The sequence below is a fragment of the Kribbella sp. NPDC051936 genome, from assembly GCF_040680955.1.
In the GTDB taxonomy this organism is placed as follows: domain Bacteria; phylum Actinomycetota; class Actinomycetes; order Propionibacteriales; family Kribbellaceae; genus Kribbella.
The window spans coordinates 580,937-605,807 of the sequence record NZ_JBFAXS010000008.1 but is presented as its reverse complement, the minus strand read 5'-3'; the positions used below and the strand labels follow the sequence as shown (position 1 = coordinate 605,807).

General features: G+C 70.2%; 23 protein-coding genes. 17 read left to right on the top strand and 6 right to left on the bottom strand.

Annotated features, from left to right (window positions below; genetic code table 11):
• Window positions 1–767: 767 nt before the first annotated feature.
• Entirely contained in the window at window positions 768–1,625 is an 858-nt protein-coding gene (locus AB0L64_RS30280; RefSeq protein ID WP_363715526.1) for a hypothetical protein, read from the bottom strand.
• 51 nt (window positions 1,626–1,676) lie between these two features.
• On the opposite strand from AB0L64_RS30280, the gene AB0L64_RS30275 reads away from it, so the two are divergent.
• Window positions 1,677–2,423, top strand: coding sequence for a hypothetical protein (locus AB0L64_RS30275; RefSeq protein ID WP_363715524.1), 747 nt, complete (start codon window positions 1,677–1,679; stop codon window positions 2,421–2,423).
• 24 nt (window positions 2,424–2,447) lie between these two features.
• Window positions 2,448–3,311 (top strand): CHAD domain-containing protein, encoded by an 864-nt coding sequence (locus AB0L64_RS30270; protein ID WP_363715522.1) that lies wholly within the window; start codon window positions 2,448–2,450, stop codon window positions 3,309–3,311.
• Window positions 3,312–3,314: 3 nt separating this feature from the next.
• Here the strand turns inward: AB0L64_RS30270 and AB0L64_RS30265 are convergent, their stop codons facing one another.
• Window positions 3,315–4,466, bottom strand: a complete 1,152-nt coding sequence (locus AB0L64_RS30265) for a DUF1015 domain-containing protein (RefSeq protein WP_363715520.1) — start codon at window positions 4,464–4,466, stop codon at window positions 3,315–3,317.
• A 24-nt stretch (window positions 4,467–4,490) separates the two neighbouring features.
• Between AB0L64_RS30265 and AB0L64_RS30260 the strand changes: the two genes are divergently transcribed.
• The 13 genes from AB0L64_RS30260 to AB0L64_RS30200 all read left to right on the top strand — a co-directional run bounded on the left by AB0L64_RS30260 (window position 4,491) and on the right by AB0L64_RS30200 (window position 18,143).
• A complete protein-coding gene (locus tag AB0L64_RS30260; RefSeq protein ID WP_363715518.1) occupies window positions 4,491–5,594 on the top strand; it encodes an HAD-IIA family hydrolase in 1,104 nt (367 codons plus the stop codon).
• A gap of 84 nt (window positions 5,595–5,678) precedes the next feature.
• Window positions 5,679–6,116 carry a phasin family protein gene (locus AB0L64_RS30255; RefSeq protein WP_363715516.1) on the top strand — a complete coding sequence of 146 codons (438 nt, stop codon included), beginning with the start codon at window positions 5,679–5,681 and terminating at the stop codon, window positions 6,114–6,116.
• Between the two features lies 1 nt (window position 6,117).
• On the top strand, window positions 6,118–6,537 hold the full coding sequence (locus tag AB0L64_RS30250; protein ID WP_363715514.1) for a hypothetical protein: 420 nt from the start codon (window positions 6,118–6,120) through the stop codon (window positions 6,535–6,537).
• 13 nt (window positions 6,538–6,550) lie between these two features.
• Window positions 6,551–7,366, top strand: a complete 816-nt coding sequence (locus AB0L64_RS30245) for a TlyA family RNA methyltransferase (protein ID WP_363715512.1) — start codon at window positions 6,551–6,553, stop codon at window positions 7,364–7,366.
• A gap of 14 nt (window positions 7,367–7,380) precedes the next feature.
• Window positions 7,381–8,307, top strand: a complete 927-nt coding sequence (locus tag AB0L64_RS30240; RefSeq protein ID WP_363715510.1) for an NAD kinase — start codon at window positions 7,381–7,383, stop codon at window positions 8,305–8,307.
• A gap of 4 nt (window positions 8,308–8,311) precedes the next feature.
• Window positions 8,312–10,042, top strand: coding sequence for a DNA repair protein RecN (recN, locus tag AB0L64_RS30235; protein ID WP_363715508.1), 1,731 nt, complete (start codon window positions 8,312–8,314; stop codon window positions 10,040–10,042).
• Window positions 10,043–10,139: 97 nt separating this feature from the next.
• Window positions 10,140–11,321 carry a putative cytokinetic ring protein SteA gene (steA, locus tag AB0L64_RS30230; RefSeq protein WP_363715506.1) on the top strand — a complete coding sequence of 394 codons (1,182 nt, stop codon included), beginning with the start codon at window positions 10,140–10,142 and terminating at the stop codon, window positions 11,319–11,321.
• Window positions 11,318–12,265, top strand: coding sequence for a copper transporter (locus tag AB0L64_RS30225; protein WP_363715504.1), 948 nt, complete (start codon window positions 11,318–11,320; stop codon window positions 12,263–12,265). Before steA ends, AB0L64_RS30225 begins: the two co-directional genes overlap by 4 nt.
• 1 nt (window position 12,266) lies before the next feature.
• Complete coding sequence (locus tag AB0L64_RS30220; protein WP_363715502.1) at window positions 12,267–13,076, top strand: hypothetical protein; 810 nt, start codon at window positions 12,267–12,269, stop codon at window positions 13,074–13,076.
• On the top strand, window positions 13,055–14,725 hold the full coding sequence (locus AB0L64_RS30215; protein WP_363715500.1) for a lipid II flippase MurJ: 1,671 nt from the start codon (window positions 13,055–13,057) through the stop codon (window positions 14,723–14,725). The genes AB0L64_RS30220 and AB0L64_RS30215 overlap by 22 nt, the downstream gene beginning before the upstream one ends.
• Window positions 14,722–15,747, top strand: a complete 1,026-nt coding sequence (locus tag AB0L64_RS30210; RefSeq protein ID WP_363715499.1) for a glycosyltransferase family 4 protein — start codon at window positions 14,722–14,724, stop codon at window positions 15,745–15,747. Before AB0L64_RS30215 ends, AB0L64_RS30210 begins: the two co-directional genes overlap by 4 nt.
• A gap of 21 nt (window positions 15,748–15,768) precedes the next feature.
• A complete protein-coding gene (locus tag AB0L64_RS30205) occupies window positions 15,769–17,484 on the top strand; it encodes a CTP synthase (protein ID WP_363715497.1) in 1,716 nt (571 codons plus the stop codon).
• Window positions 17,481–18,143 (top strand): NUDIX hydrolase, encoded by a 663-nt coding sequence (locus AB0L64_RS30200; protein ID WP_363715495.1) that lies wholly within the window; start codon window positions 17,481–17,483, stop codon window positions 18,141–18,143. Before AB0L64_RS30205 ends, AB0L64_RS30200 begins: the two co-directional genes overlap by 4 nt.
• A 26-nt stretch (window positions 18,144–18,169) precedes the next feature.
• Here the strand turns inward: AB0L64_RS30200 and AB0L64_RS30195 are convergent, their stop codons facing one another.
• The 3 genes from AB0L64_RS30195 to AB0L64_RS30185 are packed head-to-tail and all read right to left on the bottom strand — an operon-like array spanning window position 18,170 to window position 19,949.
• Complete coding sequence (locus AB0L64_RS30195; RefSeq protein WP_363715493.1) at window positions 18,170–19,114, bottom strand: hypothetical protein; 945 nt, start codon at window positions 19,112–19,114, stop codon at window positions 18,170–18,172.
• Entirely contained in the window at window positions 19,111–19,812 is a 702-nt protein-coding gene (locus AB0L64_RS30190; RefSeq protein WP_363715491.1) for a cytochrome b N-terminal domain-containing protein, read from the bottom strand. The genes AB0L64_RS30195 and AB0L64_RS30190 overlap by 4 nt, the downstream gene beginning before the upstream one ends.
• The gene (locus AB0L64_RS30185; RefSeq protein ID WP_359929813.1) at window positions 19,809–19,949 is read right to left on the bottom strand and encodes a hypothetical protein; all 141 of its coding nucleotides are present in this window, start codon (window positions 19,947–19,949) and stop codon (window positions 19,809–19,811) included. Before AB0L64_RS30185 ends, AB0L64_RS30190 begins: the two co-directional genes overlap by 4 nt.
• Window positions 19,950–20,334: 385 nt before the next feature.
• On the opposite strand from AB0L64_RS30185, the gene AB0L64_RS30180 reads away from it, so the two are divergent.
• Window positions 20,335–23,514, top strand: coding sequence for a GH92 family glycosyl hydrolase (locus AB0L64_RS30180; protein ID WP_363715488.1), 3,180 nt, complete (start codon window positions 20,335–20,337; stop codon window positions 23,512–23,514).
• Entirely contained in the window at window positions 23,514–24,245 is a 732-nt protein-coding gene (locus AB0L64_RS30175; RefSeq protein WP_363715486.1) for a peptidylprolyl isomerase, read from the top strand. Before AB0L64_RS30180 ends, AB0L64_RS30175 begins: the two co-directional genes overlap by 1 nt.
• Here the strand turns inward: AB0L64_RS30175 and AB0L64_RS30170 are convergent, their stop codons facing one another.
• Window positions 24,246–24,851: a hypothetical protein gene (locus AB0L64_RS30170; protein ID WP_363715484.1), complete on the bottom strand. Its 606-nt coding sequence runs from the start codon at window positions 24,849–24,851 to the stop codon at window positions 24,246–24,248.
• Window positions 24,852–24,871 lie beyond the last annotated feature (20 nt).

Here is a 24,871-nt window from a genome sequence, read left to right as displayed (position 1 = left end):
ATGGTACTGCGACCGGGAGGTCGTGGGAGAGTAGGACGCCGCCGGACATTCACACTGTTAAGGGCCACCCCACACCGGGGTGGCCCTTAACATTTGTGGAGGGTCGGCGGCCGCCGACCAGGACGTCACCTCCGCTGCGGGCGCGGTAACGTTTGTCCGATTACTGCTCTTCAGCATCGTTAGGAGTCACCGTGGCTACGCCACCTCGCAATCCTCGCTCCGGCTCCGGGGACCGTCGCGGTTCCTCCGGAGGCGCCGGCCGCTCTGGCGGTGCCGGTGGCGGACGGTCGGACTCCGGTCGCTCGAATTCAGGTACTGGCCGCACGGGTTCTGGAGCTGGTCGCTCGGGCTCGGGCGGCGGTCGCGCTGGTTCCGGTGCCGGTCGTGGCGGTTCGGGCACCGGTTGGACTGGTGGGTCGGGTCGTGCGGGTTCTGGTGCCGGGCGTTCTGGGGCCGGGGCCGGTCGTGCGGGTTCCGGCGCGGGTCGTGGCGGTTCTTCGGGTGGTTCGGCGCCTCGTGGTGGCACAGGCGGTCGCAGTGGCGGGCCGAGCCGGCCGGGTGGGTTTGCCGGCGGGCGCTCTGGTGGGTCCGGTGGGCGTTCCGGTGGTTCGTCGTACCGGGATCGGGATGAGAGTTCGTACGAGAACCGGCGGGGGTTTGCCGGTTCTCGAGGGGATGACAAGTCTGAGCGGGATCCGTTCGGTGGGCAGATGTCCGATCGCGGTGGGCGGGACGATCGCTCCGGTGGATACCGGCGTGACGACCGCTCAGGTGGGCGTGGGGCTGGTGCGGGCCGTGGCGTAGCCGGCCCTCGCCGGGACGATCGCGGAGGCTTCCGGCGTGACGACCGCGGCGGCGAGAGCCGTGGGTCCTACCGGCGTGACGACCGCGGTGATGACCGCGGTGCGTATCGACGGGCTGACCGTGGTGGCGATGACCGCGGTGGGTACCGGCGCGATGACCGTGGTGCTGCTGAGCGCGGTGGGTACCGGCGTGACGAGCGTGGCGGGGATGACCGCGGTGGATACCGACGGGATGACCGTGGTGCTGACCGTGGTGCTGAGCGCGGTGGATATCGGCGTGACGAGCGTGGCGGGGATGAGCGCGGTGGGTACCGGCGCGATGAGCGTGGCGGATATCGGCGGGATGAGCGTGGTGGGGACTCGCGGGGATATCGGCGGGACGAGCGGTCGGGGGACGACCGTGGGTTCCGGCGGGATGAGCGTGGGGATTCGCGTGGGCGGGGGCCGGCTCGGGCCGGTGGGCCTGGGCGGAGTGAGCGTGGCGGTTTCCGGCGGGACGAGCGCGGCGACTCCAGCGGCCGTTCGGCGGCCGGGGATTCGCGGGGGCGGACCGGAGGCCGGGACGAGCGGCGTGGGTCCGGCGGACGTGATGATCGGCGGGACGACCGGCGGGGCGGGTTCCGGCGGGAGGAGCGCGAGGAGAAGGTCGGTCCGCGGCGCGACGACCCGAAGATTCCGGAAGGGATCACCGGCGCCGAGCTCGACCGGTCGGTCAAGGCCGAACTGCGGTCGCTGCCGCGGACGCTGGCCGACCTGGTCGCGCAGCACCTGGTCGCGTCGGGGCGGTTCCTCGACGACGACCCGGAGCTGGCGTACCAGCACGCGCGGACGGCGCGGCGGTTGGCTGCGCGGCTCGGCGGTGTACGCGAGGCTGTGGCGATCACGGCGTACCTGGCTGAGCACTACGACGAGGCGCTCACCGAGTTCCGCGCCGTACGGCGGATGACCGGGAACCACGAGGTTCTCGCGATGATGGCCGACTGCGAGCGTGCGCTCGGCCGGCCGGACAAGGCGCTGGCGCTGACGAAGGACAAGCACGTCCACGACCTGTCCGAGCCGACCCAGATGGAGTTGCTGATCGTGGCGGCCGGGGCGCGGCGTGACAAGGGGCAGACCGCGGCGGCGATCCAGATGCTCGAGGTGCCGGAGCTGACCAAGCGGACGCGGGCCGACTGGCTGCCGCGGCTGCGGTACGCGTACGCCGACGCGCTGGCGGAGGCTGGGCGCACCGACGACGCGCTGGTCTGGTTCCACCGGGCCGCCGGCGTCGACGGCGACGGTCTGACCGGAGCGGCCGAGCGGGCCGCCGAGCTCGAGGGCCTCGAGTTCACCGACCTCGACGAGGACGACACCGTCCTGGACGACGAGTACTTCGAGGACGAGACCACCGACACGGACGACACGGCCGACGTGATCGACGCAGCGGACGCAGCCGACGCAGCCGACGTGGCCGTGGCTGAGGTAGACGACGCAGCCGACGTGGACGACGCGGACGCAGACGAGACGGCAGACGTCATCGATGCGGTGGACGCGGTGGACGCGGTGGACGCGGACGTCGACGACGCGGCCGGCGTGGACGGTGCGGGCGGCGTGGGCGAGGATGTGGGTTCGGACGGGTAGTCCAAGGGCAGCGAGGAGTAGCGCGTGGGGGGTGCGGGTGTGCCGGCGGCCGGCGAGCCAGTGGGGGCGCTGGTGGGGGCGGCGCTCGCCAAAGGTGCGCTGCGGCTCGAGAAGTCTGTCGGGATGGTGAAGAACGGCGAGGACGACGCCATCCATCAGGTCCGAGTGTCCTGCCGGCGGTTGCGGAGCGATCTGAAGCTGTTCCGCAAGCTGCTGGCAGGCGACTGGGCGACCGAACTGCGCGCCGATCTGGCCGCGCTGGCACAAGCCTGCGGCGAGGCGCGCGACCTCGAGGTGATCGCGGAGCTCGTCCGCGAGAACGCCACCAGCGAGGACAACCAGGAACACGTCGACACGATCCTCACCACCCTCACCCTCGGTCTGGAGCGCGCCGCGGCCCGCTCTGCCGAGGTGGTTCTCGGCGAATCCACCCGGGCCTTGCTCACCACGATCGAAGCCGTCGCGACCGCGCCTGACCTCAACGCCAAGGCGGCCAAGCCGTGCAGCGAGGTCCTCCCGCAGCTCCTGCGGTCCGCCACGGTCAAGTTCACCCAGGAAGCCGACAAGCTGAAGCCCTGGACGCCCGACGACGACTGGCACGAGGTACGGCTGCTGGCGAAGCGAGTGCGGTACGCCGCCGACACCAGCGCCGCCGTACTCGGCGACGAAGCAAGAGCCACCGCCGCGCACGCAGCGACGTACCAGGAACTGCTGGGCCAGCACCAGGACCACTGCGCCGCCGCAGACGCCCTGACCGCCATGGCAGTCGATGCAGCGGCTCAGGACGACCCAGAGCTCTCCTTCACCCTCGGACGGCTCACAGAGCGCCACAGAGCCGCGCGCAAGCCACTTCGTGAGCAGTTCCTGAGCCTGTACCACCGGCCCTGACGCTCACAGCGTCCGGAACAGCAGCCCCACCCGCGGCTTCGGGCCGAACGACGTCGCCTTCTGCGGCAACGCGACGCCCATCGCGGCCGACCGCAGCACCTGATCCATCCGGAGAGCTGGAAGCTCCACAGCGGCCTGTTGAGGGCCGGCCAGCGCCAGTGCGTCGGCCAGTGTGTGGTGGAAGGTGACGTCGTCCTCAGCCACACCCCACGCCGGCAACAGCACGTCGTGCAGCAGGGTCACTGCGGGTGCCTCGAAAGCAGTGTGGAGAGTCAGCCAACTGGAACCGTCCGTGACCGAGATCCGGTCCGGTACCTCCTCCGCGCGACCGACCTGCACCTGCCAGTCCGACGGCGTACGGGACCGCACAGTCGCCAGGTCCAGACCCGGCACGACGCGGTGGATCGGGTCCAGCGTCAACGGGTGCCTGGTGTAGTCGACCAGCATCGCCAGACCGACCTCTGTGCTCTGCCGGTAGGGCTCCCGCAGCTGCCGCTCCAGGTACGCCGCGTACCGGTGGTGCCCGTCCGCGATGACCGCCTCGTGCTTGGCGAGCTCCGCCTCGATCGTCGCGAGCACCACCGGGTTGTCGATGCGCCAGATGGTGTGCTCGGCTCCGTTGTACGTCTCAGCCTCCAGCCATGGCTCACCAGACCGGGCCGCGTCTACAGCATCGCTGGCCGCGCCCCCGTCGGAATAGGCGAGCAGAATCGGCTCCAGGTCGGCGTCGGTCGCCTCCATGAGCCGTAGCCGGTCGTCGACCCAGTGCGGCATCACGTCCTCGTGCGGCAGCACCACCTGACGCGTCGGGTCGAGGCGGAGCGAACCGACCAGTCCGCACAGTACGGCGTTGCCCAGGCGCTGCTCGTACACGTACAGCGCGGGCCGTTCGTCCTGCACCACGACGCCGTCCCGCTGCCACCCGGCGAGCCGTCGCGCGGGTTCGTCGTACCGGGCCGGGCCGAGGTCCGGATCGCGTGGAAGGATGAGCCTCACCATGTTGTGCAGATCAGAATCAGTCAGCCGCCGGACGATGGCGGGTTCCAGCACGTCGTACGGCGGCGACGTGACGGCGCCGAGCGCGCTCACCTTGCCCGCCACGAACCGCCAGGCACGCAGTGGGTCGAGTCTCAGCACCCCCCGAGCATCCGGCATGCGCGGCATCGTACGGGGTGAAGCATGAGCGCGGAACGTCAATCGCCGCCGCCGTTGTCGGCGTGTGACGAACCGCTCGCGAGCCGGTACGACGTGGCGCTGCTGGACCTGGACGGCGTCGTGTACGTCGGCCCGGATCCGGTCCCGGACGCGCCGGAGAACCTCCGCAAGGCCGCCAAGGAAGGCATGCGGATCGGCTACATCACGAACAACGCGAGCCGGCCGGCGCGGGTCGTTGCCGAGCACCTCGCGTCGTTCGGGCTGGACGTGATCGCCGACGACGTCGTCACCTCGGCGCAGGCGGCCGCGAAGCTGATCGCGAGCGAGTTCCCGAAGGGGTCGGCGGTGCTCGTGGTCGGCGGCGAAGGGCTGCACGTCGCGCTGGAGGAGTACGGGCTGACCCCGGTGCGGTCCAGCGACGCGCGACCGGTCGCCGTGGTCCAGGGGTTCGATCCGGACGTTAACTGGGTGATGCTCGCCGACGGCGCGCACGCGATCAACGAGGGCGCGAAGTGGTTCGCGACCAACCTCGACCTGACGATCCCCACCGCGGCCGGCAAGGCGCCCGGGAACGGCACGCTGGTGCGGGCCGTCCGGGCCGCCGTCGACGTGGACCCGGTGGTCGCCGGGAAACCCGAGCCGCCGCTGCTGGAGACCAGCATCGAGCGGCTGGAAGCCGAGCGGCCGTTGATGATCGGGGACCGGCTGGACTCCGACATCGAAGGTGCGAACGCGGTCGGGATCGCGAGCCTGTGGGTGGCGACCGGCGTCAACGACGCGTACGACCTGGCGCGGGCGCCGAAGCACCAGCGCCCGACGTACGTCGCTGCCGGGCTCGGTGCACTGGCCGAGAAGCAGGCCGGCGTGACCGTCGAGGGCTCGAAGCACACGTCGGGCGGCTGGACGGCTGAGGTCGTCAACAACGCCGTCACCGTGAAGGGCGAGGGAGCGCCGTACGACGGGCTCCGGGCGATCCTGTCCGCGGTCTGGGCCGCGGTCGACGCGCCCGCCGAGCCGCCGAAGCCCGCCAAAACCACCCGAGGCCGCCGTCCCCGCCCGAAGCCGGCGCCCACCCCCGACTCGATCGCCCTGGACGCCGCCCTGCACCGCATCGGCCTCGACAAGTAGCCGCACCACCCCTGGGGAGGGTGGCTGGGTGGTGTTGCGGCGGGGAGGCGATACCGTTGCTGGGGACGATGCGAGGAGGCAGTCATGGTGTTGGACGCACTGCGCGGCTACGTACAACTGGCGAGCGGCTTGACCGAGGTCACCAAGCAGAAGGCCCAGACGGCTGCGAAGGCGTTGCTGCAGCAGACCGGGGCGGACGCGCTGACCAGCCGAGTCAGTGAACTGGCCGACGAGATCGTTGCCACCAGCAAGAGCAACCGCCAGCTGCTCCAGGCGATCGTGGCGAACGAGGTCGAGGGCGCGGTCGCGCGCCTCGGATTCGTGCGCTCCGAGGAGGTCGCGGCGCTCACCCGCCGGGTGAAGGCGCTGGAGACCGAGCTCGCCGAGGCACACGCCGCCGCGTCCGAGCGGGCGGCCGCCGAGCAGAGCGCGCCGGCCGCCGGGAACGACGCGCCGGCCAAGCCAGCGGCGAAGAAGCCGGCCAAGAAGGCCGCGGCGAAGAAGACCGCGAAGAAGGCCTGACATGACCGAGCATCCCGGCGAGCAGTTCCCACCCGACGTGGACCCGGACGTCGAGCCCGGCCAGGACCCCGACCGGTACGAGCAGCCGCAGACGCACCCCGACTACGACACCGAGCCCGGTGCCCAGGACGCCGTGGAGCACGTGGACCCCGCAGAGGTCGAGTTCGGCCCGGAGTTCGCCCGTGCCCCGGGGCAGGAACACGAACACTCCTTCCACGCCGGCTCCGCCGAGGACCCGGCGCCGGACGCGGAGCACGAGCACGAGGAAGGCGGTCACCCGCTGGTCGAGGAGACCATGGGGCGCCTGGACGAGTTGCGGGACAAGCCGGTGAGTGAGCACGGCGAGGTGTACGCCGACCTGCACGAGCGCCTCCAGACCGCCTTGGTCGAGGCCGACGCCGAGCAGGGCGAGCGGGGATAGCCGGAAACCCCGAGTGGCCAAGGGAGTCAAGCGGTCGCGGCTCGATGCGGAGCTGGTACGGCGTGGCCTCGCGCGCTCCCGTGAGCATGCGAGCGAGCTGATCGCGGCCGGCAAGGTGAAGGTCTCGGGAACCGTGGCCGGCAAGCCCGCGACCGGGGTCGGTGCGGACGCGCCGATCGTCGTCGACACGTCCGAGCACGAGGATCCCGGCTACGCCAGCCGGGGCGCGCACAAGCTGCTCGGCGCGCTCGAGGCGTTCCCGGCCGTCCAGGTGAAGGGCCGCCGTACGCTCGACGCCGGCGCGTCGACCGGCGGCTTCACCGACGTACTGCTGCGCAACGAGGCCGCGCACGTGATCGCCGTCGACGTCGGCTACGGCCAGCTGGTGTGGGCGTTGCAGACCGACGAGCGGGTCACGGTGATGGACCGGACCAATGTCCGGACGCTGACCTTGGACGCCATCGGCGGCGAGCCGGTCGACCTCGTCGTCAGTGACCTGAGCTTCATCAGCCTCACGCTGGTGCTGCCCGCGCTGATCGGCGTGGTGAAACCGGACGGCGATCTGGTGCTGATGGTGAAGCCGCAGTTCGAGGTCGGCAAGGACCGGCTCGGCAAGGGCGGCGTGGTCCGGGACCCGGAGTTGCGCGCCGACGCGGTGCGCAACGTCGCGGCGAAGGCGAGCGAGCTGGGGTGGGGAATCCAGGGCGTCGCGGCCAGCCCGTTGCCTGGCCCGTCAGGAAATGTCGAATACTTCCTGTGGATACGACGTGTTGCGCCGGGTCTCGATGAGACGATGCTGCAGACCGCCATCGAGCGCGGGCCTCAATGAAGGGGGTACCTGGGTTGGCTGAGCACGAGCCGCGGCGCGTGCTGCTGGTGACGCACACCGGCCGGGAGCAGGCGGTCGGGGTGGCCCGCGACGCGCACCGGCTGCTGACCGGCGCCGGGATGCAGGTCCGGCTGCTCGGCGGCGAGGCCGAGGAGCTCCGGCTCGACCCGGCGGAGATCGTCGACGACCCGGAGAAGGCCGCCAACGACGTCGAGCTGATCATGGTGCTCGGCGGCGACGGCTCGATCCTGCGCGGCGCCGAGCTCGCCCGCCCGCACGGTACGCCGGTGCTCGGGGTGAACCTGGGCCATGTCGGGTTCCTGGCCGAGGCCGAGGTCGACGACCTGGAGCGGATCGTCCAGGTGGTGGTGGACCGCAGCTACACGGTCGAGGAGCGGATGACGCTGGCCGTCGACGTCCGGCTCGACGACAACCTGATCTTCGAGACCTGGGCGCTGAACGAGGCGAGTGTCGAGAAGGCCGCCCGGGAGAAGATGCTCGAGGTGCTGGTCGAGGTGGACGACCGGCCGCTGTCGCGGTGGGGGTGCGACGGCGTCGTGGTCGCGACCCCGACCGGCAGCACGGCGTACGCGTTCTCGGCCGGCGGCCCGATCGTCTGGCCGGAGGTCGAGGCGATCCTGATGGTGCCGCTGAGCGCGCACGCGCTGTTCTCGCGGCCGATCGTGGTGGCGCCGACGTCGCGGCTGTCGATCGAGCTGGTGCGGTCCTGGCACGGGCGCGGGGTGCTGTGGTGCGACGGCCGGCGGATGGTCGAGGTGCCGCCGGGCGCCGAGATCCAGATCCGGCGGGGTTCGATGCCGGTCCGGCTGGCCCGGGCCCACGAGGCGCCGTTCACCGACCGGCTGGTGGCGAAGTTCGACCTCCCGGTGCTCGGCTGGCGTGGCGCCGCCGAACGCAAACGCAACGGAAACGGAAACTGAGACCATGCTTTCGGAGATCCGCATCACCGGGCTGGGCGTGATCGAGGACGCGACGCTGGACCTCGACCCGGGCTTCACCGCGGTCACCGGCGAGACCGGGGCCGGCAAGACGATGGTCGTGACCGGCGTGAACATGCTGCTCGGCGGGCGCGCCGACAGCGGTCTGGTGCGGCACGGGACCCGCCGCGCGCGTGTGGAGGGCCGCGCGAGCGCCGTACCGCGGGCGATCGTGCAGCAGGCCGAGGATCGTGGCGGTGAGCTGGACGACGACGAGCTGCTGATCGCGCGCGAGCTGTCGTCGGAGGGGCGTTCGCGGGCCTTCCTCGGCGGCGCGTCCGTCCCGGTCTCCGTGCTGGGGGAGGTGTCCGGCGACCTCGTCGCGATCCACGGACAGGCCGACCAGTGGCGGCTGCTGCAGCCGGCGCGGCAGCGCGAGACGCTCGACACCTTTGCGGGTAAGGCGGTTCTGGTGCCGCTGCAGGAGTACGCCGCGGCGTACAAGCGGCATCGCGACGTCCAGGCCGAGCTGACCGAGCTGACCACCCGGGAGCGCGACCGCCTCGCCGAGGCCGACCTGCTGCGGTTCGGGCTGGACGAGGTCGCGAAGGCCGAGCCGTTGCCCGGCGAGGATGCCGAGCTCGCGGCCGAGGAGGAGCGCCTCGCGTATGCCGACGGTCTGCGGACGGCGGCGACGACGGCCGCGGACGCGCTGGCCTCGGAGGACCTCGACGCCAGCCGGCCGAATGACGTACTCGGCCTGCTGGCGTTGGCGAAACAGGTCCTGGACGGCGAACGCGAGCACGACGCGAAGCTCGCGGAGCTGGCCGACCGGGCCGGCGAGCTCGGGTACTTGGCGGCCGACCTGGCCCAGGAGCTCTCGTCGTACGCCGCTGATGTGGACACCGATCCGGCGCGGCTGGCAGTGGTGAGCGAGCGACGTGCCCTGCTCACCAATCTGGTGCGCAAGTACGGCGCCGACGAGGGCACCGTGGACGAGGTCATCGAGTGGACCAAGCGGTCGGCGGAGCGGCTGGCCGAGCTCGACGGCAGCGACGAGCGCGTGGAGCAGTTGACGGCCGAGCTGACCGAGCTGGACGCGCGGCTCGCGGACCTCGGCCGGCAGATGCGGGAGGCCCGGATCGAGGCGGCCGAGCGGCTCGGCGTCGCGGTGTCGGAGGAGCTGACCGGGCTGGCGATGCCGCACGCGAAACTGTCGGTCGAGGTGCACGAGACGACGGCCGGCCCGTTCGGCATCGACGAGGTCGAGTTCTGCTTCGCGGCGAACCCGGGGAGCCCGGCCCGCCCGCTGCAGAAGGCGGCGTCCGGCGGTGAGTTGTCCCGGGTGATGCTGGCGCTCGAGGTGATCCTGTCGGACACGCATCCGGTGCCGACGCTGGTGTTCGACGAGATCGACGCCGGCATCGGCGGCCGCGCCGCGGTCGAGGTCGGCAAGCGGCTGGCCCGGCTGGCGGAGAAGGCGCAGGTGATCGTGGTGACGCATCTGCCGCAGGTCGCGGCGTTCGCGGACCGTCACGCCGTCGTGCTGAAGAGCGACGACGGGTCCGTCACCACGAGCGGTCTGGTCGCGCTCGACGACGACGCCCGGCTGAAGGAACTGTCCCGGATGATGGCCGGCCTGGAGAATTCCGACGCCGCGCAGGCGCACGCCGAGGAGCTGCTCGCGCTCGCGGCCGAGCGCCACACACCGCGGCGGAAGAGTCGTTCAAAAGGATGATTTGACGCACAGTCACTGTTATTTCAGTGCGTGAACAAGTCCCTCGCCGGGTAAATGGCCTGGGAGAGGGCTCTTGACATGGCAGGATGAGGGTGCGATGAAACTGCCCAGCCTGCGGAGAGCACGACCCACTGAACTGCCCGGCATCACCGGCGTGGTCCGGCTGGATCGACGTACCAAGAATCTCACCAAACGGCTCAAGCCGGGCGAGATCGCGGTCATCGACCACGTCGACCTGGACCGGGTGAGCGCCGAGGCCCTCGCCGACTGCCGGGTCGCCGCCGTGGTGAACGTGGCCGACTCGATCAGCGGCCGCTACCCGAACCTCGGTCCGGAGATCCTCGTCGAGGCGGGCATCCCGCTCGTCGACGGCGTCGGCCGCGAGGTGTTCTCGATCCTGCACGAGGGTGAGCACGTGCGGCTCGACGAGGGCACGCTGTACCGCGGCCAGGAGGTCGTCGCGAAGGGTCTGTCGCAGGACAGCCAGTCGGTCGCGCAGCTGATGGACGACGCCCGCGCCGGGCTGTCCACGCAACTCGAGGCCTTCACCGCGAACACGCTGGAGTACCTGCGGCGCGAGAAGGACCTGCTGCTCGACGGTGTCGGCGTCCCGGAGATCCACACGCCGATGGAGGGCAAGCACGTCCTGATCGTGGTCCGCGGCTACGACTACCGCGAGGACCTGGTCGCGCTGAAGTCGTACATCCGCGAGTACCGGCCGGTGCTGATCGGCGTCGACGGCGGCGCGGACGCGCTGGTCGAGAACGGGTACGCCCCGGACCTGATCCTCGGCGACATGGACTCGGTGAAGGACGACACGCTGCGGAGCGGCGCCGAGGTGGTCGTGCACGCCTACCGCGACGGCCGCGCGCCGGGTTCGGAGCGGCTCGAGCGGCTCGGCGTCGAATCGATCGAGTTCCCGGCCACCGGCACCAGCGAGGACGTCGCGATGCTGCTGGCCGACTCGAAGGGCGCCTCGCTGATCGTCGCGGTCGGCACCCACAACTCGCTGGTGGAGTTCCTCGACAAGGGGCGCCCGGGCATGGCGAGCACGTTCATCACCCGGTTGCGCGTCGGTGCCAAACTGGTCGACGCCAAGGGTGTCTCCCGGTTGTACCGCAGCCGGGTCTCGACGTTGCAGGTGGTCGCGCTGATGGTGGCCGGCCTGTTCGCGGTCGCGATGGCGATGGTCGCCATCGGCGCCGACGACGTCGCCTGGTCGATCCTGCGGGCGCGCTGGAGCGACTTCGTCTACTGGATCCGGGAGCTGTTCACGTGATCGACTTTCGCTACCACATCGTCTCGATCGTGGCGATCTTCTTCGCCCTGGGTGCCGGTGTGGTGCTGGGCGCCGGCCCGTTGAAGGGCACCGCCAGTGAGGTGGTCGCGAGCCAGGCCGAGAAGGACCGGCAGCAGCTCGCCGACGCCCGCGCCGAACTGGTGCAGGTGAAGGCGCTCGACAAGTACCGCGACGACTACGTCGCCAAGGTGACCGCCGGGATGACCAGCGGCAAGCTGGCGAACAAGAAGGTCGCGATCGTCACGATGCCGAACGCGGACAACGACCTGACCAACAGCCTGCAGGACGAGGTCGAGAAGGCCGGCGGCGTCGTCACCACCAAGGTCGCGCTGGACGCGAAGCTGTTCGACACCGGGCAGCGGCAACTCGTCGAGACGCTGGTCAACCAGCTCGTCACCGCGGACATGGACATCCCGACCGACAGCACGACGTACCAGCGGGCCGGCCTGCTGCTCGCCCGCGGCATCGCGGCCAAGGAGGACGGCAAGACCGGCGACGCCGACTCGACCAAGGTGATCAGCGGATTCACCGGCGCGAAGCTGCTGTCGCTGAAGCCGTCGCAGATCAAGGACCGGGCGACGCTGGTGCTGGTGGTCGCGGCGAAACCGCCGACGCCATTGCCGGACAACTCGACGTACAACGACAGCGTCGACTTCATCGAGGGCCTGGACACCGGCAGCTCCGGCGCCGTGGTCGCGGGGACGCCGGCGACCGCGGCCGACGGCGGACTGCTCAAGGCCTTGCGCAGTGACTCCGAGGCCACCAAGATCGTTTCCTCGGTGGACGTGGCCGACATCCCCGCCGGGCAGGCAACGGTCGTCTTCTCGCTGGTCGAGCAGGCGGAAGGCAAGGCGGGGCAGTACGGCGCGATCAACGCGAAGAACGGCGTCGCGCCGTCGGCCGTACAAACTAAGGACAACTGACGTGGGAATTCTCAGCGCCGCCATCGCCGCGGCCGCTACCGCCGGGCTGGAGCGCGCGGCGGAGAAGCTGCCCAAGGAGAACCGGGAGCCGTTCGAGCGCACCAATCACCGGGGTGAGCCGGTGACGCTGCTCGAGGGCCCGGTCGCGGTGCTCGGTGCGCTGGCCGGCGTCGCGGCGTCGCGCGGCAACGGCAAGGTGAAGGCGGCGGCACTGGTCGCCGGCGCCGTGTCGGGCGCGGTCGGCGCGTACGACGATCTGCGCGGAACGACACAGGCGAAGGGTTTTCGCGGTCACCTGAGCGCGTTGCGGCGCGGCGAGGTGACCAGCGGCGCGGTGAAGATCCTCGGTGTCGGCGCGGCCGGGATCGCGGCCGCGGCGTTGCTGCCGCGCAAGTCGCGCGGCGTGCAGGCGTTCGCCGGGGTCGTTGCCGACGGCGCCCTGATCGCCGGTACGGCGAACCTCACCAACCTGCTCGACCTGCGTCCGGGGCGCGCGCTGAAGGCCGTGGCCGCGGTGAACGCGCCGCTCGCCGTCGTCAGCGGTCCGGCCGGCGCCGTCGTCGGCGCCGCTGCCGCTTCTGCGCCGTCCGACCTCGGCGAGCGCTCGATGCTCGGCGACTGCGGCGCGAACGGTCTGGGCGCCATCACCGGTACGGCGCTCGCCGCGTCGCTGCCGCGTCCGCTGAAGGCCCTCGTGCTGGCGGCCGTCGTCGGCCTCAACCTGGCCAGCGAGAAAGTCAGCTTCACCAAGGTCATCGCCGACACCCCCGTCCTCGACAAGATCGACCAGTGGGGCCGACGCCCCAGGTGAACAAGGACGGCCCGGGCACCGACCACCCAGCCGACACCGGGGGAGCCGACGGCTCGTCCAACACGCCCTCCGGGCGGAACAGTTCCACAGGCGCTCGGATCGCGCGGGCGGCATTGCTGGTGGCTGGGGTCACTGTGCTCGCACGGGTTGTGGGCTTCGGGCGTTGGCTGGTGTTCTCGAAGACGGTCGGTGCGGGCTGTCTGGCCGAGGCTTACACGACGGCGAACCAGCTGCCGAACATCCTGTTCGAAGTGGTCGCCGGTGGAGCGCTCGCGGGTGCCGTGATCCCGGTGCTGGCCGGACCGGTCACTCGGGGGGACAAGGCGGCGCAGGGCCGCATCATCGGGGCGTTGCTGTCCTGGTCGTTCGTGCTGCTGACCCCGGTCGCCCTGCTGGCTTGGCTGCTGGCCGGGCAGTACACCGACGCGATGCTCGACCCCGGAGCCGATTGCGGCTCCTCGACGGGGACCGCGACGCGGATGCTCGCCATCTTCGTACCGCAGGTCTTCGGGTACGCCGTGGCGGTGATCGCGACCGCGGTTCTCCAGTCCCACAAGCGGTTCGCGGCCGGTGCGTTGGCGCCGCTGATCTCGAGTCTGGTCGTCGTCGGCACCTATTTCGTATTCGCCGCGGCGGCACCGAATGCGGATGTCGCCTCGCAAAGCGCTACTGACCTGCTCGCCTGGGGTACTACGGCTGGTGTGCTCGCGCTCGCGCTGACAGTGCTGATTCCGATGCTGCTGCTCCGGCTGCCGATCAGACCGACGCTCCGGCTCGACCCTGGCGTCGGACCAGTACTGCGGAGACTCGCACTCGCCGGCCTGGCAGTGCTGGTCGCGCAACAGCTCACCTTCGTCGTGACGACGTACCTGGCCAACCACCGTGGCGTAGCAGGCAGCATCGCCGTCTACACGTGGGCGAACGCGGTCTATTTGCTGCCGTACGCGGTGCTGGCTGTGCCGATCACCACGGCCGTGTTCCCGCGGCTGGCAGCCGCATTCGACTCAGGAGAGGGCTTCGACCACTACGCGGCGGGGTCCACGCGAGCTGTCATGCTCGCGGGCGGGGCCGGGGCCGCACTGCTCGTCGGTACGGCGGTCCCTGTCGCGCGGATCTTCGCGTACGACGACGGCGCGGTGCAGGAGTCGCGGGCGTCGACACTTGTGGACGCGTTGATGTTCTTCGCGCCGGCGGCGATCGGGTTCGCCGTACTCATGCACGTCGGTCGGGTCCTCTACGCGCGACACCGCGGGCGTGAGGTGGCCGTTGTGACCTCTGGTGCGTGGGTGCTCGTTGCGGTTGCCAGTGTGGTGCTGACTGCCCAGTGGGCCGCAGTGCCCGCCTTGGCGGCGGCCATGTCGGTCGGGATGGTGGCCGGTGCCGTCGTACTGCTGCTGGTCCTGCGGCGCGAGGCGGGAGGCGGTGCGATCGCCGGATTCCCCCGTGCGTCGTTGGCCGCGTTGACAGGTGCCGTACTGGCTGGAGCGGCAGGCTGGGCTGTATCGGTGCCCGCTGGAGACGCCGGCGTCGGTAAGTCCGTGGTCTTCGCTGCCCTCTCCGGGCTGGCGGTCGTCGTCGTGTACGCCGTGGTCGTGCTTGCATTGGATCGCGCGGACGCCCGCGCACTCGTACGACGGGAGAAAGCATGAGGATCGGGCTGCTGCTCGCGGAGTCGCGGGGCGGCATCGGGCAGCACGTCGCCTCGCTGGTGCCGCGGTTCGTGAGCGCCGGTCACGAGGTGCTGGTGTGCGCCCCGCCGGGCACGGCCGAGCACTTCGACTTCGCTCCGGCGACCGTCGTCTCCCAGGCCGCCGGACTGCGTGGCTGCGACGTGATCCACGCGCACGGCTACCGCGCCGGCATGACCGCGCTCCGCGACCGGTCGAGGCTGCGCCCGCTGGTCGTCACCTGGCACAACGCCGTGATCACACCAGGCCCCAAGGGCCTTGTGATGCGGATGGGGCAGCGGTTGGTTGCCAGAGGTGCCGATCTGACCCTGGGCGCGTCCAGCGACCTTGTGGAGCTCGCCAAGAGCCTTGGCGCCCGCACCGCGCAACTGGCACCGGTAGCCGCGCCGGCGATGCCGCGGATCCGGACGCCGCGAGCCGAGGTACGCCGGGAACTCGGCCTCGGCGATCGTCGTGTGGTGCTCACTGTGGGGCGCCTGGCGCCGCAGAAGGACTACCCGACCTTGCTGTCCGTGGCGGCCCGCATCCAGGAGTCGACCCCGGACGCCGCGTTCGTGGTCGTCGGTGACGGCCCGCTGCGGGACAACCTGCAGGCACGGATCGACGCGGAGCAGCTGCCGGTCCGGTTGCTCGGTCATCGCGCCGATGTGGCCGATCTGCTAGGTGCGGCCGATGTGTTTCTGCTCACATCACACTGGGAGGCCCGCGCACTCGTGCTGCAGGAGGCGATGCAGGTCGGCGTACCCGTGGTGGCGACCGCGGTCGGCGGCATCCCCGAGCTGGTCGGCGACAGCGCCGTCCTCGCGTTCCCCGGTGACGCGGACGGGCTCGCGGACGGCGTACGGGCGGTCCTGGCGGAGCCCGACACGGCGAACGCTATGCGGACACGTGGCCGGGAATTGGCTGCGCGGTGGATGGACGAGGACGCGGTGGCGAAGAATCTGCTCGACATCTACGCGGGTCTCGTCGCGACCGGTGGTTGACAAGAGGTAGGCTGGAGGCCCGTGGACAGGGCTTTGAATTCCCAGCAGACCAAGCACGTATTCGTCACCGGCGGCGTGGCCTCCAGTCTCGGCAAGGGACTGACGGCGTCCAGCCTCGGCAGTCTGCTGACGGCGCGCGGCATCCGGGTCACCATGCAGAAGCTGGATCCGTACCTGAACGTCGATCCCGGCACCATGAACCCGTTCCAGCACGGCGAGGTGTTCGTCACCAACGACGGCGCCGAGACCGACCTGGACATCGGCCACTACGAGCGCTTCCTGGACCGCGACCTGTCGGCCGTGGCGAACGTGACCACCGGCCAGGTGTATTCCAGCGTGATCGCCAAGGAGCGCCGCGGCGAGTACCTCGGCGACACCGTCCAGGTGATCCCGCACATCACCAACGAGATCAAGGAACGGATGCTCGCGATGGCGGGCCCGGACGTGGACGTCGTCCTGCACGAGATCGGCGGCACCGTCGGTGACATCGAGTCGCTGCCGTTCCTCGAGGCGGCCCGCCAGGTCCGGCACGACGTCGGCCGCGACAACGTGTTCTTCCTGCACATCTCGCTGGTCCCGTACCTCGCGCCGAGCGGCGAGCTGAAGACCAAGCCGACCCAGCACTCGGTCGCCGCGCTGCGCTCGATCGGTATCGCCCCGGACGCGGTCGTCTGCCGCTCCGACCGGCCGATCCCGGACGGCGTGAAGCGGAAGATCTCGCTGATGTGCGACGTCGACACCGAGGCCGTGGTCGCGGCGCCCGACGCGCCGTCGATCTACGACATCCCCAAGGTGCTGCACGCCGAGGGCCTCGACGCGTACGTCGTCCGCCGCCTGAACCTGCCGTTCCGCGACGTCGACTGGACCCGCTGGGACGAACTGCTGCGGGTCGTGCACCACCCGAAGGACGACGTCACGGTCGCGCTGGTCGGCAAGTACATCGACCTGCCGGACGCGTACCTGTCGGTCGCCGAGGCGCTGCGTGCGGGCGGCTTCGACAACGACGCCAAGGTGAACCTGCGCTGGATCGCCTCCGACGAGTGCGCCACGCCCGAGGCCGCGGCCCGGCTGCTCGGAGACGTCGACGCGATCTGCATCCCGGGCGGGTTCGGGGTGCGCGGGATCGAGGGCAAGATCGGCGCGATCCGGTACGCCCGCGAGCAGGGGGTGCCGATCCTCGGGCTCTGCCTCGGCCTGCAGTGCATGGTGATCGAGGTCGCCCGGCACCTGGCCGGCCTGGACCAGGCGAACTCCAGCGAGTTCGACCCGGACGCGGAGCAGCCGGTGATCGCGACCATGGAGGAGCAGAAGCACATCGTCTCCGGCACCGGCGACATGGGCGGCACCATGCGGCTCGGGCTGTACCCGGCGAACCTGGCCGACGGCTCGATCGTCCGCGCGCTGTACGGCGCCCCGTCGGTGCAGGAGCGGCACCGGCACCGCTACGAGGTGAACAACGCCTACCGGGACAAGCTGGAGACCGCCGGGCTGGTGTTCAGCGGGCTGTCGCCGGACCGCGAACTGGTGGAGTTCATCGAGCTGGACCGCTCTGTGCACCCGTACTTCGTGGCCACCCAGGCGCACCCGGAGCTGCGGTCGCGGCCGACCAAGCCGCACCCGCTGTTCTCCGGGCTGGTCGCGGCCGCGCTGGACCGCCAGCGCGAGTCCCGGCTCCCGGTCGAGGACCCCAAGCCGGCCGCCAAGAAGGCTGAGAAGACGGCGGTCAAGGCTCGATGACGGACTACCCGGAGTTGCGGTTCGGCGCCGGGCTGGCGGACCAGCCCGAGCGCTGGCCGGTGTCGGCGTCGGAGACCGTGCACGAGACCGGACGGGTGATCTCGGTCCGGCGCGACACCATCGAGCCGCCCGTCGGTGAGCAGTTCGTCCGGGATGTCGTCGTGCATCCCGGAGCGGTCGGCGTGGTCGCGCTGGACGAGAACAACCGGATGCTGCTCGTACGCCAGTACCGGCACCCGGTCGGCTACAAGCTGCTCGAGGCACCGGCCGGGCTCCTCGATGTCCAGGGGGAGCAGTACCGTTCGGGCGCCGAGCGCGAGCTGTGGGAGGAGACCGCGACCAAGGCCGCCGACTGGCGGATCCTGATCGACGCGTTCACCTCACCCGGCCTGACGAACGAGGCGGTCCGGATCTTCCTGGCCCGCGACCTGTCACCCGCCGACGAGTCCTTCGAACGCCTCCACGAGGAGGCCGACATGGAAACCGTCTGGGCCCCGCTCCTCGACGTCGTCGCCGCCGCCCTGGCCGGCCACCTCCAGAACCCCATCCTCATCATGGGCGCCCTGGCCGCCTGGACCGCCCTCAACGGCCCCGGCTTCGACACCCTCCGCCCCGCCGACAGCCCCTGGCCGGCCAAGGACCTGAAGCCCGAGGCGTAGCGGCGCCCGTGCTGTTGTCCGGCCGCTCAGGTGGAGCGGCCGGGGCGGCGGTAGTAGTCGCGCCAGATCAGGCGGTGCAGCCCGACCCAGCGTGGGATCGACCGGATGCCGGGGATGAACGGCACCAGGGCCAGTGCGAGGGTCAGCACCATCATCAGCGCCCAGACCTGCGCATCGGCGTTGTCCGACGTCGAGAACGGTTTCACCTGGTACCAGAAGGTGTACAGCCACATCCAGGGCTGACCCGGATAGTTGCCGGTCTCGTTCATCATGCCCCACTGGTCGCCGCCCAGGTTCCTGGCCCGCGCCTGGTCCTCCAGATACGCGCCGTCCGAGAGCAGCAAGAGGCCTCGGGTCGCGTCTCCCTGGTAGAAGTTGCCGTGGGCATCGAGGGCGCCCTCCAGGCCACCGGACCGGGCCAGTTGCAGGAACTTCGCGGTCAGGACCGGGACCGGTCCGAAAGCTGCTGAGGCCCGCACCGCGCCGGGATCGCCGTCCGGTGCCGCGGCCAACGCATCGGCGTACGTCGCTGCCCATTCCTGCTGCTGACTGGCCGACGCCGAGCTCCAAGTGGCCAGTGCGCTCCTCAACTCCTGGTCGCCACCGATCCCGCGCAGCGGTGTGAGCACCAGATCGTTCGCCGAGTCGACCGGTATCCGCACGCCGGCCCATTTCTGCAGCTCGACGGGACCCAGAACCTGCCCGGAGGCTGCGTTGTTGTACGGCGGTCCGTACTCCGCGCTGGTGGTCGTACCGGCGAGCTCGCCGGCCGCGGTCGCCACGACGTCGTTCGGCGCCTGCCGGGCCCAGCCCGACAGCGTGATCGGCTTCTCGTCGGGGGACGAGAACACGGCGGCCAGGACCGTGGTGAGGACCGCCACGACGATCAATGCGACGACGAACTCCTTCACCAGGTCGTAGGAGCGGGTCGGGAAATCGTGGGCGTCCGGCGTTCGGCGTACGGCGGTCATGACGAGGCCTCCCCGTCGCCGGGATCCTCCGCGATCGCCGCGTTCTCGGCCGTCGTCTCGGCGTCGATCGGTGGCACGACGCCGTGCCGTCTGACCAGGATCACATGGAGGACCACCAGGAGGCCGATGGCAGCCGGCAGCAGGGAGATGTGCCACATCAGCATCTGTCCGGGGTCGAGCACGTTGAACCAGGCGCCGATGCCGACCGAGTTGAGACCGTCCTTGGCCTGGGCGCTGATCCACTGGGAGTCGAAGTTCGACTGCGAGAGGTACCCGGTGAACGCCGTGCCGATCGACCCCACGAACGCGATCACGCCCGTGATCCAGGTGAGCGCGCGCCGGCCCCGCCAGGCGGCCATGAAGAACTTCCCCCAGAGGTGGATCACCATGAACGCGAAGAACAGTTCGGTGCTCCACAGGTGCAGCGAGTTCACGAAGTGCCCGGTCGACGAGGTGTGCCACCAGGTCGGACCGCCCAGGGCCAGCACCGCTCCCGTGCCGAGGACGATCAGCAGGGCGGCCAGGGTCAGCGCGCCGAAGACGTAGATCCACGAGTTGACGTACACCGGTTGGCGATCCGGGAGGAGTTGCCCAGGTGGAACCGTCCTGCCGACCCGGGTCCGCAGCCGGGCCGTCCAGTTGCTCCTGGTGGGCCGGTCGTGCTCGTGCGCGGCCGTCCGGCCGGCGACCGACGTCATGGCCGGTCCTGATCCTCGTCGCCGTGCCGGAACGGAACGGCGATCGCGAGTGCGAACACCACCAGCATCGCCAGGATGATCACCAGATTGGTGACCGAGATCTGGATGACGCCCCAATGAACGTAGTGGCCGGCCATCACTCCACCTCCGGGGGTCGACTTTTCTCTCACCGTCGGCGCGGCAGTCTCGTGCAGGCAGAGCCGTTGGACTCCAGGGGACGGGACCAAAGTCGCAGGCCTTCTCAGCCGCGGCACAGGTCGGCGACCCCTTGACCGGGCAGACGGAAACAGGTACACCTCTGACAACGATGTCACCCAATCCTCGAAGGTTGGTCCGCCCATGCGTCGTTCGGTGCTGTCCCGTGCTGCGAGCCTGGTGCTCGCCGGCGTTCTGATCACAGCTCTCACACCCGCGGCTCAGGCCGTGCCTACACCGTCACCGCCTGGTCCGGATGATCATCCGACGACGGCGACGCCGCCTGATCCGGCGATCGCCGGCTCCCGGTCGGCGGAGGCTGCGGCCATGAGCCGGATCACGACCAGTTCGGTCGATCCGACCGAGCATGTGGATCCGCTGATCGGCACGACCAACGCCGGAAACGTGTTTCCCGGTGCGGTGCTGCCGTTCGGGATGTTCTCGTTCAGTCCGGAGACGAGCCGGGGGAACGCGTACCGGACGGCCGCGCCGGGCGGGTACCTGTACTCGGCGACCAAGATCCGCGGCTTCAGCCTCACCCACATGAGCGGGACCGGATGCGCGGGCGGATCGGGCGACATCCCGGTCTTCCCGCTCGCGGGGGACGTGACGAGCTCACCGCAGAGCGATGCGAAGGACGAGGTCTACTCCTCGACGTACAGCCACGCCAACGAGATCGCCGAGCCGGGCTACTACAAGGTCGGGCTCGACTCGGGCGTCACGGCCGAGCTCGCGGCCACCACGCGCACCGGGTCGGCGGCGTTCACCTTCCCGGCGGACAAGGCCAAGACGCTGATGTTCCGTACGTCGAACTCCGAGGTCGGATCGAGCGCCGCGCAGATCAGCATCGACGCCGCGCACCGGACGGTCAGCGGGTCGGTGACCAGCGGCAACTTCTGCGGGTACCTGGCCAGCGTCGGACGGAGGAGCTACTACACGCTGCACTTCGTCGCCGAGTTCGACCAGCCGTTCACGAACCAGGGCACCTGGACCGACACCACGGTCACGCCGGGCAGCAGCGAGGCGAGCGGCGGTACGACGTACGGCGCCGACGGCTGGATGCCGCCGAACAAGGGCTCCGGCGGGTACGTCGGATTCGCCGGCGACAAGGTGTCGATGCGGATCGGCATCTCCTACGTCAGCACCGCCAACGCGCTCGCGAACCTGCGCGCCGAGAACCCGCGCGGTACGTCGGTCGGCATGACGGCCGCGAAAGCCCGGCAGACGTGGCGAAACCAGCTCGACCGCATCGAGGTGACCGGTGGTACGACGGACCAGCGCACCACGTTCTACACCGCGCTCTACCACGCGCTGCTGCACCCGAACGTGTTCAGCGACGTCAACCGCCAGTACTGGGGCTTCGACCAGAAACCGCACTACCTCTCGCGTGGGCAGCAGGCGCAGTACGCGACCTTCTCGGGCTGGGACGTGTACCGGTCGCAGCTGCAACTGGTGACGTTGCTGGAGCCGGAGCGAGCCGGCGACATCGCACAGTCGCTGTTCAACCAAGCGACGTACAACGGCGGCGTCTGGGACCGCTGGACCCATGCGTCCGGCAGTACGGCGGTCATGACCGGCGACCCGTCCGTACCGGCCGTCGCGGGAATCTATGCATTCGGCGGGACGAACTTCGACGCGTCACAAGCTCTGAAGTCGCTGGTGAAGGCAGCGACCGTTCCGACCGAGAAGGACCTCAGCTCGGCGGGCAAGCCGGTCATGTCGATCGGTCAGCGCCCGTCGCTCGACAAGTACCTGGCGCTGCACTACATACCGACCAAGTCCAACGCCTGGGGCGGTGCGGTCGAGACGCTCGAGGACGTCACGGCCGATTTCGCCCTCGCGCAACTCGCGCAGCGCACCGGCGACAAGGCGACGTACCAGCAGTTCCTCGCCAGGTCGCAGTACTGGCAGAACGTGTTCAACCCGGCCAACGGCGGCTACGTCCAGAACCGCGACGACAACGGGGCCTGGCCCGCGTTCACGCCGTCGACGTACGACGGGTTCGCCGAGGGCAGCAGCGCGCAGTACACGTGGATGGTGCCGCACAACCGGGCCGGACTGGTCGACGCGATGGGCGGCGCGGACGCGGTGAACCAGCGGCTGGACGCGTTCTTCAAGAACCCGGACGGGACCTGGGCGCTGACCGGAGCGGGCGAACTGCACGCCGAGATGGACAACGAGCCGTCGATCAACACGCCCTGGATCTACAACTACACCGGCCGGCCGTACCAGACGCAGGAGACGTTGCGGCAGGCAATGAACCAGCTGTGGAACACCAGCACCGGCGGGATCCCCGGCAACGACGACCTCGGCGCGATGTCGTCGTGGTACGTGTGGACCGCGCTCGGCCTGTACCCGGACGTGCCGAGCCGCGCCGAGCTCCAGCTCGCGGCGCCGCTGTTTCCGCGGGCGGTGATCCATCGCGACGGCAACACGATCCGGATCAATGCGGCCGGCGCGGACGCGCAGTACGTCCAGTCCCTGAAGGTGAACGGGAAGACGTCGACCAAGCCGTGGCTGCCGGAGTCGTTCGTGCAGCGTGGCGGGACGCTGGACTTCACCCTTGGTACGACGGCCGACAAGAGCTGGGGTGCGACCGACGCGCCGCCGTCGTGGCGGACCGGTGAGATCCCGTTCCAGACCTCCACCGACACGAGCCGTCTGGTGGTCGCACCCGGCACGACCAGCGCACCCGTCGCACTGCAGGCGTACCGGCTGAGTGGGACGGCCCAGGACGTCACCTACACGCTCAAGACACCTCCCGGTCTCACCGCGACACCTACTACCGGCACGTTCCACGTCGACAAGGTCGGTAGCGCGTCAGTGACGATCGCAGCGGCCGATGGTACGCCGGACGGCCGCTACCCGGTCACAGTGCAGATGAAGGCGGCGGACGGAACCGCCCTGCCACAAGTCGGTTTCACGGTCGTCGTCGGGCAGCCGAACTCGTTCTTCGTACTCCGTGAGGGCGTAGGCATCTCCGACGACGCCGGCGACCACACCGAGGCGGACTACGACGGCGGCGGCGTCAGCTACTCCCGTCAGGCACTGGCCGCGGCCGGTCTGACCGCGGGCGGTGCAGGTACGCTCCAGGGCCTCAGCTTCACCTGGCCCGACGTACCCGCCGGCGACCCGGACAACGTGCCGGCCGACGGGCAGCTGCTCAACCTCGACCTGCCTGCCGGTACGACGAAGCTGTCCTTCGTCGGCAGCGCGGTCAACGGCAACCAGCAGACGACCGCGACGCTCAACTACGCCGACGGCACGACGTCGCAGATCGACCTGTCCTTCAGCGACTGGACGCTGGGCGGTGGGGGCGACACCCTGCACTACGGCAACGTCATCGTCGCCACCACGCCGTACCGCAACGAGTCCGGCGGCGGGAAGGACAACGTCACCACACACATCTTCGCCACCGCACCTGTGACGTTGACTCAGACCCCGGTGAGTATCAGGCTGCCTACGAATCGTGACTTACGGATCTTCACCGTTGCGGGAGGGAATTGATGAGGAAGACCATCGTGATCGCGGTGCTGACAGTGGCCAGTGTGCTAGCCAGTGTGCTGGTGGCGACCGCACCAGCTGACGCGGCCGGTACGCCGACCAGCACTAATGGACCCTGTGGCTACACGTCGACGCCGGACGATCCGCCGGCCCGGCCGGTGTCGCTGCCGCCGGACCCGGCGCATACACCGGACCAGGGGATCGTCAGGGTCGTCGTCGCCACCAGCCAGGGGCCGATGATCCTGTCACTGGACCGGGCGAAGGCGCCGTGCACGGTGCAGAGCTTCATGCACCTGGCGAAGAGCCGGTTCTACGACTTCACCACGTGCCACCGGCTCACGCTGTACCCGACGCTGAAGGTGCTGCAGTGCGGCGACCCGAGCGGTACGGGCGAGGGCGGGCCCGGCTACTCGTACAAGGACGAGCTGCCCACCGACCTGCCGAACTGGCCGGACGACCCGACCGGCGAGCGGAAGGTGTACGCACGCGGCACGCTTGCGATGGCGAACGCCGGCCCGGACACCAACGGCTCGCAGTTCTTCCTGGTCTTCGCCGACTCCCGGCTGCGACCGAACTACACGGTCTTCGGCTCGGTCGACCGGCTCGGGCTCGCCACGCTCGACCGGGTGGCGGCCGGCGGGATCGCCCCGACGCCCGACGACCCGGACGGTGTCGACGGCGCGCCGGTTCGCAAGAGCGACATCCTGATCGCCCGCTCCCTGGGCACCCGCTAGCTAGCCGATCGCTTCGCCGCCGTCCTCGGCGAGGGCGGCGGCGACCCGGCGGGTATTCGCGGTGAATTCGGCGGCGGGGATCTTCGGCAGCATGTCGTCCCAGGCCGCGATCATCGCGCCGCGCAGCTGCATCATGCCGAGCGGGCGGGCGAGGAACCACAGGTGGAAGTGCTCGCTGCCGTCGCCCCAGCGGCTGAAATGCGTCCGGGCGACGCTGTCGATGCTCTGGATCGCCTTCGCCACGCGCTGGATCATGGGGCCGAGAGTTGCGGTCAGCTCGGGCGGCAGGTTGTCCAGGCGGTAGTGCTCGTGCGGCTCGAGGAGCGCGACCAGCGGCAGCCCGGTCGGCTCGAACGCCTTCAGCGACCACTGGGCGTCGCGCCAGATCACGGACCTGTCCGGATCCGTGCACTTCGGGCACGGCTCGCCGCCGTCCTCACCGCGGCGCGGCGGTTCGGGCAGCACCGGATCGGCCAGCCGCACGACCTCGAGATCACCTTCGAACGGGAAGAACGGTTCGCCGAGCAACGGCTCGGCCGACACGCGTTCACCGTACGGCAGCCGCCGGTGGTACGCAGAAGGGAGTTGAGCGGGCAGATCGGTCATGAACCGCACTCTGCCGCAGA